Here is a 12,544-nt window from a genome sequence, read left to right on the forward strand (position 1 = left end):
AGATCTTGAATGGCAAGATAGCGAAACGGAACTAATTTTTAACGCTGTTGTCCAAGGCTTTATAAAAAACATCCATTAGGGCCGTCCTGATGTTCAGATCGTAAAGGGCACGATGTTCGCGTGTGGGGTACACCCTGTTGGACAAGAAGATAAAGGTGAGGTGCTTTTCAGGGTCGGCCCAAACAAAAGTTCCTGTAAAACCTGAGTGACCAAAACTATCTGCGCTGGCCAAAGGGGAGGGGTAGGCTTCTTCCAAAGGAAGCTCGGCATTTTTCAACAAAGGTTTGTCAAAACCAAGTCCACGGCGGTTTTCGTTTTCAGGATATTGCACTTTGGCAAATTCTTTTACCGTTTTCTGGGAGATGAGTTGTTTGCCATCCACATTGCCATAATGCTGATAGAACAACATAAGCTTGGCCAGATCATCCGCCGTTCCGAAGAGCCCCGCGTTGCCGGAAACCCCACCGAACAGCGAAGCATTTTCATCATGAACCCAACCTTTCACCAAGGTTTTGCGGTATAACGTATCAATTTCCGTGGGAACGATTGCATTCACAAAATGCTTGGTGCTGGGCAAATATCCCAAGGTATGGCAGCCCAACGGTTGATAAAAATTATCGTTGAGGTACGTTTGATAATCCGTTTGGGTGATTTGCTCGATCAACCTAGGAAATATCAAAAAAGTAAGGCCGGAGTAGTTATACTTTTTTTCTTCGGATACCTTGGAGCGATTAATGATTCGGTCTATTTTACGCTCAAATCGGTCGTTGACGAAAAGGTCATCGTATGCCTGTTTTTGGAATTTTTTACCAGATCCGTGATGGATAAATCGTTTTTTGAGTTTCCCGTTCCGCATCACTTTCTGTAAAAAAACGATATAAGGAACGAGCCCCGCTTGGTGGGCCAGGATTTCACGTAATGTCAAATCCTTTTTGTCCTTTTGATGCCTCCAAGGTTCCCAGTAGGTGCTGAAAGGAACATCCAAATCGAGTTTGCCCTCATCCATCAATTTCATCAAGGCGGGCAAGGGACCTGAAATCTTGGTTACCGAAGCCAGATCGTAAAGGTCGTTCAGTTTTACGGGCTCGATGCGATCATAGGTATGGTATCCGTAGGCTTTGTGAAAAATGACGGTATCGTTGATGGCGACCAACAATTGGGCCCCAGGAAATGCCAAGCTGTCGATACCCATGTTCATAATGGAATCCACTTTTTGGTCGATGTAGGCTTCATCCAATCCTAAAGATGCTGGAAGGGCGTGGATAAGTTCTCGTTGGGAAAATCCACTGTTGGTCATCAAAATGATGAGCAATAATGATACAAAACTTCTTTTCATGCTTCTGGCAGCTTTAACCCAAAGTACGGATAAAATCCTTGGCAAAATAGCTGGCTATGATATTGGCCCCGGCTCTTTTGATGGCGGTCAATTGTTCCAACATCACGGCATCGTGGTCCAACCAACCTTTTTCGGCGGCCGCCTTCACCATGGCGTATTCCCCGGAAACTTGATAGACGGCAACGGGCACATCTACCTCGTTGCGGATTTCGCGAACGATGTCCAAATAGCATAATCCAGGTTTTACCATTACGATATCGGCACCTTCATCAATGTCCAACTGGGTTTCACGTATAGCTTCATACCGATTGGCATAATCCATTTGATATGTTTTTTTGTCCTTGGGCACATTTGCCATATCCACAGGAGCGGAATCCAAAGCATCCCGGAACGGACCATAAAAAGCACTGGCGTATTTAGCGGAATAGGCCATAATGCCCGTATTGATAAAGCCCTCGTCTTCCAAGGCTTCGCGAATAGTGAGGATTCGTCCGTCCATCATATCACTGGGTGCTACAAAATCGGCTCCTGCTTGTGCATGGGACACACTCATTTCGGACAAAACCTCGGCGGTTTCATCATTTAAGATCTGTCCTTCGGCCACAATGCCGTCATGTCCATAGGAAGAAAAGGGATCTAGGGCCACATCGGTCATTACCAACATCTGCGGGCAGGCATTTTTGACGGTTTTTATGGCACGTTGCATCAAGCCATTTGGGTTGAGTGCTTCGGTTCCTTTGTTGTCCTTCAGTTTGTCATCAACCTTTACAAAAAGCAAAACGGAACACAATCCCATTTTCCACAACTCTTTTACTTCTTTTTCCAACTGGTCCAGGCTCAGACGAAAATAGTTGGGCATGGAGGGAATTTCTTCCTTGACGCCTTTGCCTTCGGTCACGAAAAGGGGAACCAAGAAATCATCAGGTGTGACAACGGTCTCACGGACCAACCTTCGGATGGATTCGGAGGCACGGAGTCTTCGGGTTCGTATGAGTGGGTACATATCTTGGATTTTTAATTATTATGGGAGTTGGAACAAAACTACATATTAAACCCAATTTTTCGGGTTTTGCAGTACTTCGATCAATTTTTCTTCATCACTTCCTTTTTCGGGATGATGGTCGTAGCGCCATTGCACATGGGGAGGAAGGCTCATCAAAATACTTTCGATGCGTCCGTTGGTCCGAAGTCCAAAAAGAGTGCCCTTATCGTGTACCAAATTGAACTCGACATAGCGCCCTCTTCGTATTTCCTGCCAATCCCGTTGCTCTTGGGTATAAGGAAGTCCCTTTCTTTTTGTAACAATTGGTATATACGCTTCTAAAAAACTGTTGCCTACCTCAGTCACAAAGTTGTACCAATCGTCCATACCCATTGTTTCGGTTGCCTTGCAATAATCAAAAAAGAGCCCGCCTACACCTCTGGCCTCGTTACGATGAGCATTCCAGAAATAGTCGTCACATTTCTTTTTATAGTTGGGATAAAATTCGGGATTGTGGGCATTGCAAGCTTTTTTGCAAATCTGGTGAAAATGTGCTGCATCTTCCTCAAAAAGATAATAGGGGGTAAGGTCTTGCCCTCCTCCGAACCATTGATCCACTATATTCCCTTGTTTGTCATACATTTCAAAATAGCGCCAATTGGCGTGTACCGTTGGGACCATGGGACTTTTTGGGTGGATGACCAAACTGAGTCCACAAGCAAAAAAATCCGCCTCTTCAACCCTGAAATAGGTTTGCATGCTTTTGGGCAATGCCCCAAAAACCTTGGAGATATTTACGCCCCCTTTTTCAAAAACGGCACCATTTTCTATCACGCGGGTCCTACCGCCACCACCTTCAGGGCGTTCCCAGAAATCTTGCCGGAACTTGGCCTTGCCATCCACTTCTTCCAATGTTGAGGTGATGGTATCTTGTAGTTTTTGGATATAGGCGTAAAATTTATCTTTCATTGCTCTAAAATATGTACCAAGCGGTCTTTAAGTTTGGATAAATTGGTATCCCCTTCAATTTTAACGGATTCCAAGGTCATTTTTTGGAGGATGGTAATGATTTCTTCTTCCGATTTTTCAATGTTTTCTTTAAAAATGAATCTTCCTACGGCATTGTTATGTAAATCCATCGTCTTGGCCAATGCTTTGTTTGGAAAAGCTTCTTCATGCCAATCGGTGACCTTTTTGGTCCAATCCAAAACATCACCTTCGTTCTTTTTTCTACGAAAACAGCGTTGTGCGATCAAGCCGTTCCAAAGCGCATGTCTGAACGCATTGGCGGGGCCATTTTTATAGTGCAATTTTCCGTAACGGGCCGTGGAAATCCTCATGCAATCTTTGGTGGCCTTTAGGGTTGGAAGGATGAAAAATGGCCTACTCAACCCCAACAAGATACCTTTCAGTATATGTTTAAAACTAACGCGTTTTAATACTGAAAATAGGTTCACTCCTGATATTCTTTTACGGCATCAACGAACGCCTTCGCATTTTCCAATGGTATGTTGGGCAAAATACCATGACCCAGATTCACCACATATTTATCCTTGCCAAACTCACGGATCATTTGATGGACCATACTTTTGATCTTATCCGGAGGAGACAACAATCTTGCAGGATCAAAATTACCTTGGAGTGTAACCTTGCCTCCGGTTAAATATCTTGCATTCTGTGGTGAACAGGTCCAATCCACACCCACTGCCGAAGCTCCGGATGCTGCCATTTCCTTTAGGGCAAACCAACAACCTTTACCAAAAACAATCACAGGGGATTCATCTTTAAGGGCATCAACAATCTGTTGGATATAAGGCCATGAAAACTCCTGATAATCCTGTGGGGAAAGCATCCCTCCCCATGAATCGAACACCTGAACGGCATTTACTCCCGCTTTTACCTTCGCTTTAAGATAGGCAATCGTGGTATCCGTGATTTTTTGGAGAAGTTGGTGCGCCAGTTCCGGTTGGGTGAAACAAAAACCACGGGCCTTGTCAAAACTTTTGCTCCCTTGTCCTTCCACGCAGTAGCACAAAATGGTCCAGGGTGATCCGGCAAAGCCGATCAATGGAATGTCATCGTTCAATTTTTCCTTGGTTATGGTGATGGCCTCCATTACGTACCCCAGAGTATCTTCAATGTTGGGAACAATGACCTTGTCCAAGTCTTCTTTGGTGCGGATGGGGTTGGGGAGATAGGGTCCAAAATTGGGTTTCATTTCCACCTCAATATCCATGGCTTGCGGAATGACCAAAATATCGCTGAACAATATGGCTGCGTCCATGCCATATCTTCTGATGGGCTGCACCGTGATTTCCGATGCCAATTCCGGGGTTTGGCAACGGGTAAAGAAATCGTATTTTTTACGGAGTTCCATAAATTCGGGCAAATAACGTCCTGCTTGACGCATCATCCAAACGGGTGGACGTTCCACGGTTTCACCTTTAAGTGCCTTTAGGAACAAATCATTTTTGATCATACTTTAATTCTTTTATGGCTTGAACCAACACGTTTTCCACAGTTGGTTTGTTGGCTATTTTAATATTTTCTGAATGTTTTTTTGCTTCCATCGCTGTGGTTTCCCCAATGCAGAACAAAATGCTGTTTTTCAAGGTATTTTCCAAAAGAAAGCTTTGAATGCCCCGTGGACTGAAGAACAAGATCCCCTCAAAATCCGTAAAAAAGACCCTTGGGTTCAGGCTCGACCGGTAGACAACAATTTCTTTATACCAAATATTATTTTTTGATAATATTTGAGGAAGATCATCCCTTCGTTGCTGCCCACAAATGAACACAAAGGCTTCATTTGGATGGTTTTCCACGATGAATTGACCTAAATCCGAGGCATATTCGGTCATTTGTACCACCTGCAGTCCATTGGATTCCAAAAGTGATCTGGTCTTTTCCCCAACACAAAAACAACGGAAGGGCGAACGGTCCAAACCTTTGGTTTGTTGGAGAAATGCATGTACGGCGTTCCTGCTGGTAAAAATATAATTCTGATGGTCCAGTGGTATTTTGGTGTCGAGGAATTCGATTTTCAAGGCATCGTATTCCACAAGTCCTAGCCCGGAATTTAGGAAAAGCTCTTTTTGTGAAGGGGTGAGTATTTTAGTGGAGAGCACTGTTTTCATTTCTGATTTGCTGCATCAATTTGTCCCCGCCCTTGGCCAAGACCTCTTTGGCGCATGTTTCTCCCAAGCCTTTGGCTTCGGCCAATTTCACTTCTTTTTTGATATCGATTTTCTGTTTTCCGTCCAAAGAAAACACCACCCCTTCAAAAAATACCTTTTGGTCTTTAATTTGAGCCAAAGCACCAATTGGCGCGGTACAACCACCTTCAAGGGTGCGTAAAAAATCCCGTTCTATTTTGGTGGCCAGTTCTGAATTGGGGTCGTTCAATTTGGCAAGGGCATCACGGGTAAACTTATCTTTTTCCATGGCAACCACCAACATGGCACCCTGCGCAGGTGCAGGTATCATCCAATCCAGATAAATGGCGTCTTTGGGCAACAACTTGATACGTTCCAAACCGGCCTGTGCAAAAATGGCCCCTTGCCAATCGTTCTCGATCAGTTTGATCAATCGGGTGTTCACATTGCCCCGAAGATCTACCACTTGGTGGTTTGGGTATCTGTTCAGCCACTGGGCTTTTCTTCTTAGGCTACCCGTGGCAATGGTCGCGGGGCCACTCGATTCCAAAAAAGAAGAACCCTTATGGACCAAGATATCATGGGTGATGGCTCGTTCCAAAACAGCTGCCTGGACAATGCTCTTTGGCAGTTGTGTGGGAACGTCCTTCATGGAGTGCACGGCGATGTCGATTTGACCTTGCAGCATGGCCACGTCCAAAGCTTTGGTGAAAATTCCGGTTACGCCAAGTTCGTACAACGGTTTGTCCAATACCTGATCTCCCATGGATTTAGTGGGCACCAAAGTGGTATCATAACCCAATTTTTCAAGTTTTTCTTGTACGGTGGTAGCTTGCCACAGTGCCAGTTCGCTGTCGCGGGTACCGATTCTTATGATCTTGCTCATTTGGAATCGATTTCTAACTGAAAGACTTTTTGAATCAGTTCCAAGCTATCCTCAGTGTCCACTTCAGAACTTTTTAAATGGTTGGCAAATTGCTTGGTAATCTTTTGAATGATCCTTTCTGAGATCATTTCGGCCTGATCTTGGTTGAAGTCATTGATTTTTTTGGAATGAAAGTCGATTTCTTCGGCTTTCATAGTATTGAGCTTTTCCTTGAGTGCGTTGATGACCGGAGCAAACTTTCGGGTTTCCAACCATTTTAGGAAATCTTTCTTTACCCGTTCGATAATGGCCTCAGCCTTGGGTACATATGCTTTTCGTTTTGCCAAGGTGTCATCCGTAATTTGAGAAAGCTGGTCTAAATGAACCAAGGTAACGTTCTCCAAGTCCAGCACATCATCAGAAACGTTTTTAGGCACAGATAGATCTAAGATCAACAGCGGCTTTTTAGGATAGATCAACGCTTTGGAAACCGTAGGTAACTGTGCCCCAGTGGCTACCACCAAAATGTCCGCTTTTCGGATTTCGGTCTGCAAATCGCCATAATCCTTTACCGTCAAATGGAACTTTCCCGCAATGTCCTCGGCCTTTTCACGGGTACGATTGATCAAGGTAATATGGGAGTTGTTGGAATGCTTGATCAGGTTTTCGCAAGTGTTCCTTCCAATTTTTCCCGTACCGAATAACAGGATATTCTTTTCTGAAATGTCGGCAACGTTGTCCAAGATATATTTTACGGAAGCAAAGGCAACCGATGTAGCTCCTGACGATAGCTCTGTCTCTGTTTTGATACGCTTGCTGGCTTGGATTACCGAATTGCACAAGCGTTCCAAGAAAGGATTGGCCATGTCTTGCTTTTTGGCCCGGTAAAAACCTTGTTTGATCTGGCTTATGATTTCAAAATCGCCCAAAATCTGACTGTCCAAACCTGTGCCCACTTTGAACATATGCGAAATGGCCTCGTGATTCTTGTACACGTAGGCCACTTCCTGAAATTCTTCCACAGTGCCTTGCGTTTGATCACAAAGCAACTTGATCAGTTGGTAGGGGTGCTGCGCAAAACCATAGAGTTCGGTTCGGTTGCAGGTAGATATTGCCAAAAGGCCATCAATCTCCATTTCTTTTGCCTTGGCCAGAATCTGGTCAATAGCAGGAACATCCAGACTGAACTTTCCTCTCACCTCTGCATCTGCCTTCTTATAACTTAACCCAACGGCGTAGAAGGAATTATGTTTTGAAATATGGTAGTTCCTCATAAAGGATATAATCGCAGCACAAAATTAACAGTGTTGTATCTTTTAAAATAACGCTAGCGGAACTGCAAGGGTATAGGGAGGACATTCAAGGATTAAATTTTACTTAAAATCTCCTAATGCATTGATTTTATTGATAAATTTGATAGATTGCAGTTTAATTTAGAGCCATTCTAAATTAGTTTTATTGAAAATCAATTCAAAGAATCCATATGAAAAATATCGCTGAAGGTTCCTATGATGAAGTTTTTGTGGAAGACGGCATATTCATCCTTAAAATCCAAAACGACACCAAAGAGCCAAAGGTCATTACAAGGGATATTGACAGTTCCTACATTCAATTCCATTTTTGCTTGAAGGGCCGTTCACGGTTCAATTTTAATGAAGGGAGCTATTATTTGGAAGTGAACGAGGAAAACTCCCTGCTGCTGTACAACACTCAAAAGGACCTTCCGCTGGATTTGGTAGTTTCGCCCAACTCCTGGTTATTGTCCGTGGTGATGACGATTCGGAAATTCCATTCGTTGTTTTCGGATGAAGCGGATTACATTCCTTTTTTGAGCGAGGATAACAAGGAAAAGAAATACTATTCCCAAGAAATGGTGTCGCCGGCCATTGCCGTAGTCTTGAGCCAGTTGATGAACTACAACCTGCATCCCTCCATCAAAAAATTGTATTTGAAAGGAAAGGTGTTCGAGCTGATTTCCCTCTATTTCAACAAAACCGAGGACGCCGACTTGGAACAATGTCCCTATCTGGCCGATGAGGATAATGTGCGAAGGATTAAAATGGCCAAGGAAATCATCATTTCGCGTATGGCGGAACCTCCAACGTTACCTGAACTTTCGGAAGAAGTAGGACTGGGCCTCAAAAAATTGAAGGAAGGGTTTAAACAGATCTATGGGGATTCCGTTTATGGTTTTTTGTTCGACTACAAGATGGAATATGCCCGGAAAATGTTGGAATCCGGCAAGCACAACGTAAACGATGTGGGCCTAAAAGTAGGATATAGCACTGCCAGCCATTTTATAGCTTCGTTCAAAAAGAAGTTCGGCACCACGCCCAAAAAATATGTAACTTCAAATGTGTAAAAAAGCTATCATGAAACAAATTCTATTCACCTTGTTGAGTCTTGTTTTGGTGACCCAGATCAATGCTCAAGAGCCTTCAACAGAAAACAAAGAAACCAAAATGCCAGAATTGGTCCTCGTTTTTACCAAAACGACTGGTTTTAGGCATCAATCCATAGAAAAAGGAGTGCAAACCTTTCGCGAACTGGGCAGAAAAAATGGTTTTATTGCTTTGCAAACAGAAAGTGGTGAAGACTTTACCCCGCAGAATTTGAAAAATTATAAACTGGTCGTTTTTTTGAACACGACCATGGATGTGCTGAACGATGCCCAACAAAAGGCCTTTGAATCGTACATTAAAAATGGGGGAAGTTATTTGGGTGTCCATGCGGCCTCCGATACCGAATACGATTGGCCCTGGTACGGTAAGTTGGTAGGAGGTTATTTTGTGAGCCACCCAGAGCAACAGAAGGCCAAAATTGAGGTGCTGGACAAAACCCATCCATCCACGGCACATTTGCAAGATGTTTGGATGCATTTTGATGAATGGTACAATTTTAAAGACCTGAATCCTAATGTACATGTGCTTCTAAAATTGGACGAATCCAGTTATAAAGGAGGCATCAATGGAGACAACCATCCCATAGCCTGGTACCATGAATATGATGGGGGCAGGGTCTTTTACACAGGCTTGGGGCACACTGAAGCATCGTACGATGAACCCGAGTTCCGCCAGCACCTTTTGGGCGCCATTGAATGGTGTTTAAAACGAAAGTAACGTGGGCCTTGCCACAATGATCCCGATATTGCTTTTGATGTTCTTGAGATAGTCTGCCAAGGGCAGTTCACTGATTTCCACTTCTCCATTTTTACTCGATGCATGAAGCAAATGCAGCCTGCCATCGGGCTGGTGGATGGCAATGCCGGTATGGGTCACATCCAACCCCTTGATGGAAGTGGCCAAAGCGATAATGTCACCTGAATGGATAAGATGTTCCTTGCTTGCAATTTGATCTTGGGGCACGTAACACAATTTTTCCTTGGCCAGTTCGGTTTCCACTTGCTGCATGGCCTGAAAGTTCTCATCACTGGCCAAAAACGGGTACAGGTCTCGGTGTGTTCCCATAAAATCGATGGATTTTTCCAATTCCACACCACCTATTTCCGCTGTGATGTCCTTTACCAGCCCCTTCTTTTCGTTGTTGCGAATCCATTCCGTAAAATAATGTAAACGTGATGGATAGCCATTCATCTCTCCATTTCTATACCGAATGGTTTCCAGTTCAGAGGTAAAATCTTGAAAATCGCTTTGCTGTTTTTTCAAAAGTGCAGTGAAGGCCATCACATTCTCCACAAAAGTGGTACAATCCAACCCACTAAAATTTACCACAAGCGTTTCGGTGTCGCCCACTTCCAATGTTTTTTCCACATAGGGTGTGCCTAAAAAAGATTGACCGACCAACGCAATGGTATCTCCCAAATTGGAAGCTTCAATGGTTGTCAAAGCCTGCATTTTGGTATCAAAAAGGGGTCGGTCTTTTGGGGAACAGGTAATTTGTTGGGCCTGACCCAGCCAACCGAACAAAAGGATCAGTAGTGAGATATTTTTTGATTTCATTTTTGATGATCTTGATCCAGTCTTATCCTTGTCCTTGCAATACTTTCCGGATAATTTTCCTGTAAATAAACGATTAATTTTTCACGGACATGCACCCGAAGGTCCCAAGCCGTGGGCGAATCTTTGGCACTCATCAAGGCACGGACTTCCACACAAGTGGGTTTGGAATCGGTGACCTGCAAAACGTCCACCTTGCCATCCCAAAGGTCGGTGCTTTTCAATATACGGGTCTGTTCTTCCCGAAGTTTGTCAAAAGGCACATTGTAATCTACATACAAAAACACGGTTCCCAAAATATCGGCAGAGGTCTTGGTCCAGTTTTGAAACGGCTTATCAATAAAATAGGGCGTAGGCACGATCAATCGACGTTTGTCCCAAATGGCCACCACCACATAGGTCAGGGTAATTTCCTCAATTCGGCCCCATTCTCCTTCCACGATCACCACATCGTCCAATTTAATGGGCTGTGCAATGGCAATCTGGATACCTGCCAATATGGTCCCGATGAATTTTTGTGCCGAAAAACCGATAATGATTCCCGCTACACCCGCAGAGGCAAAAACACTCAGCCCCAATTCTCGGATTTCGGGGAAACTCATCAGGGCAAAGCCAACAGCCAACAGGATGATGATGAAAATGAAGATCCGCTCCAAAATGGTAAACTGGGTGTAGACTTTCCTTGCTTTCAGGTTGTCCGCGACCCCCACATCATAATTTCGGATCACAATTTGTTTAACGATCTTCAGCAAGGCGATCATCACCCAGCTCATCGCAAAAATGAACAATAAGGTACTTGCCTTTCGAAACCAAAACCCAGCCTCTTCCAAATTCAGGACGTCGCGAAGAGCCTTCATCCTAAGGAGAACGGAAAGGAAGATCAACAATAGAGGTGTGGCCAGTTTTTTAAAGGAACCTGTAGGCAAGAGGTATTTAGGGTTCTTCCCCATTCGTTTCATCACTACGGAAGTGCCCCAATATAAAAGTACCAAAACGACCAGGGCAATACCCAGATAGATCAGGGATTCTTTGGAAACTTGTTCTTGAAAAGACTCCATATCCACAAAAGTAGGGAGAAATGCCCATAGATGCGGCCTTGAACAAAATCGAGATTCATTATTTCAGTATAGGAAAGTATTTTGATGTGTAAAGGACAAAGTCGGTGCCGTGTATTATTTTTGCTGCTCAAAACAGAAAGCCGTGCAAAAAGGAGTTTTATTGGTCAACTTGGGTTCGCCCGACAGCCCCACTGCAAAAGATGTAAAACCGTACTTGGATGAATTTTTGATGGACGAGCGCGTCATCGATGTGAATCCTATCCTGAGGAACATCATTGTTCGGGGCATTATCCTGAACACCCGTCCCAAGAAATCGGCCGAGGCCTATTCCAAAATATGGTGGGAAGAAGGATCTCCTTTGATAGTGATTTCAAAACGGTTTGCGGAAAAAGTGCAAAAGCACACCCAATTGCCTGTTGCACTGGGAATGCGATACGGTTCCATATCCATCAAGGAAGGTTTACAAGAACTGAAGGAAAAAGGGGTGGATGAAGTGTTTTTGGTGCCCTTGTATCCACACTACGCCATGTCGTCCTATGAGACGGTGGTGGTAAAGGCGATGGAAGTTCAGGCGGAATTTTTCCCCGAAATGCAAATGACCACCCTGCCTGCTTTTTACAGCAATCCGGATTTTATAAAGATCCTATCCAAAAGCATAGCCGAAGGGTTAAAGGATTTTGATTTCGACCACATCCTGTTTTCGTACCACGGCATTCCGGAACGCCACATTAAAAAGTCGGACCCTACAAAATCGCACTGTAAATTGGATGGCAAATGTTGCCAGACAAACTCGGTTGCCCACCATACCTGTTACAAGCATCAATGCTTGGATACCACCGAATTGGTCAAAAAACAACTGGGACTTCCCGAAGAAAAAGTGAGCACTTCCTTCCAATCCCGTTTGGGTAGTGATCCTTGGCTACAACCGTTTACCGACAAGGAATTTGAACGCTTGGCCCAGGAAGGTGTCAAGAAGTTGGCGGTGATTACCCCAGCCTTTGTGAGTGATTGTTTGGAAACCTTGGAAGAAATCGCAATGGAAGGTAAACACCAATTCCAAGAAGCAGGGGGAGGGGATTACATCCATATTTCCTGTTTGAACGACCGTGACGATTGGGCCCAATTGATGGCCGAATGGATCAACACTTGGGAGAAAAGTGGTGTCTTGCCCGAATACCACATTCAATAATACTGA

The 12,544-nt window shown here is 44.2% G+C and carries 13 protein-coding genes; 3 read left to right on the forward strand and 10 right to left on the reverse strand.

Going from position 1 to position 12,544, the window contains the following annotated elements; translation table 11 throughout:
• Positions 1-31: 31 nt before the first annotated feature.
• From GTK07_RS02825 to hemA, 8 genes are read right to left on the reverse strand one after another with little or no spacing between them, the layout of a single operon-like run.
• Positions 32-1,336 carry a serine hydrolase domain-containing protein gene (locus tag GTK07_RS02825; RefSeq protein ID WP_163632824.1) on the reverse strand — a complete coding sequence of 435 codons (1,305 nt, stop codon included), beginning with the start codon at positions 1,334-1,336 and terminating at the stop codon, positions 32-34.
• Between the two features lie 13 nt (positions 1,337-1,349).
• Positions 1,350-2,339: a porphobilinogen synthase gene (gene hemB / locus GTK07_RS02830; protein ID WP_163632826.1), complete on the reverse strand. Its 990-nt coding sequence runs from the start codon at positions 2,337-2,339 to the stop codon at positions 1,350-1,352.
• Between the two features lie 45 nt (positions 2,340-2,384).
• Positions 2,385-3,287 carry an oxygen-dependent coproporphyrinogen oxidase gene (gene hemF, locus GTK07_RS02835; protein ID WP_163632828.1) on the reverse strand — a complete coding sequence of 301 codons (903 nt, stop codon included), beginning with the start codon at positions 3,285-3,287 and terminating at the stop codon, positions 2,385-2,387.
• Positions 3,284-3,775, reverse strand: coding sequence for a DUF6973 domain-containing protein (locus GTK07_RS02840; protein WP_163632830.1), 492 nt, complete (start codon positions 3,773-3,775; stop codon positions 3,284-3,286). The genes hemF and GTK07_RS02840 overlap by 4 nt, the downstream gene beginning before the upstream one ends.
• Entirely contained in the window at positions 3,772-4,797 is a 1,026-nt protein-coding gene (gene hemE, locus GTK07_RS02845) for a uroporphyrinogen decarboxylase (RefSeq protein ID WP_163632832.1), read from the reverse strand. The genes GTK07_RS02840 and hemE overlap by 4 nt, the downstream gene beginning before the upstream one ends.
• Positions 4,784-5,452 carry a uroporphyrinogen-III synthase gene (locus GTK07_RS02850; RefSeq protein WP_163632834.1) on the reverse strand — a complete coding sequence of 223 codons (669 nt, stop codon included), beginning with the start codon at positions 5,450-5,452 and terminating at the stop codon, positions 4,784-4,786. The genes hemE and GTK07_RS02850 overlap by 14 nt, the downstream gene beginning before the upstream one ends.
• A complete protein-coding gene (hemC, locus tag GTK07_RS02855) occupies positions 5,430-6,356 on the reverse strand; it encodes a hydroxymethylbilane synthase (protein WP_163632836.1) in 927 nt (308 codons plus the stop codon). Before hemC ends, GTK07_RS02850 begins: the two co-directional genes overlap by 23 nt.
• Positions 6,353-7,609 (reverse strand): glutamyl-tRNA reductase, encoded by a 1,257-nt coding sequence (hemA, locus tag GTK07_RS02860; protein ID WP_163632838.1) that lies wholly within the window; start codon positions 7,607-7,609, stop codon positions 6,353-6,355. Before hemA ends, hemC begins: the two co-directional genes overlap by 4 nt.
• A gap of 209 nt (positions 7,610-7,818) precedes the next feature.
• Between hemA and GTK07_RS02865 the strand changes: the two genes are divergently transcribed.
• Complete coding sequence (locus GTK07_RS02865) at positions 7,819-8,697, forward strand: helix-turn-helix domain-containing protein (RefSeq protein ID WP_119618605.1); 879 nt, start codon at positions 7,819-7,821, stop codon at positions 8,695-8,697.
• 10 nt (positions 8,698-8,707) lie between these two features.
• A complete protein-coding gene (locus GTK07_RS02870) occupies positions 8,708-9,454 on the forward strand; it encodes a ThuA domain-containing protein (protein WP_163632840.1) in 747 nt (248 codons plus the stop codon).
• On the opposite strand, the gene GTK07_RS02875 is transcribed toward GTK07_RS02870, so the two are convergent.
• Together GTK07_RS02875 and GTK07_RS02880 are read right to left on the reverse strand one after the other, a co-directional pair.
• Positions 9,440-10,294, reverse strand: coding sequence for an N-acetylmuramoyl-L-alanine amidase-like domain-containing protein (locus tag GTK07_RS02875; RefSeq protein WP_163632842.1), 855 nt, complete (start codon positions 10,292-10,294; stop codon positions 9,440-9,442). The two genes, GTK07_RS02870 and GTK07_RS02875, sit on opposite strands and share 15 nt — an antisense overlap.
• The gene (locus GTK07_RS02880) at positions 10,291-11,349 is read right to left on the reverse strand and encodes a mechanosensitive ion channel family protein (RefSeq protein ID WP_163632844.1); all 1,059 of its coding nucleotides are present in this window, start codon (positions 11,347-11,349) and stop codon (positions 10,291-10,293) included. Before GTK07_RS02880 ends, GTK07_RS02875 begins: the two co-directional genes overlap by 4 nt.
• A 142-nt stretch (positions 11,350-11,491) precedes the next feature.
• Here GTK07_RS02880 and hemH point away from each other — a divergent pair, with 142 nt between their 5' ends.
• On the forward strand, positions 11,492-12,538 hold the full coding sequence (hemH, locus tag GTK07_RS02885) for a ferrochelatase (RefSeq protein ID WP_163632846.1): 1,047 nt from the start codon (positions 11,492-11,494) through the stop codon (positions 12,536-12,538).
• Positions 12,539-12,544 lie beyond the last annotated feature (6 nt).

Source organism: Flagellimonas sediminis (genome assembly GCF_010500845.1).
GTDB lineage: Bacteria > Bacteroidota > Bacteroidia > Flavobacteriales > Flavobacteriaceae > Flagellimonas > Flagellimonas sediminis.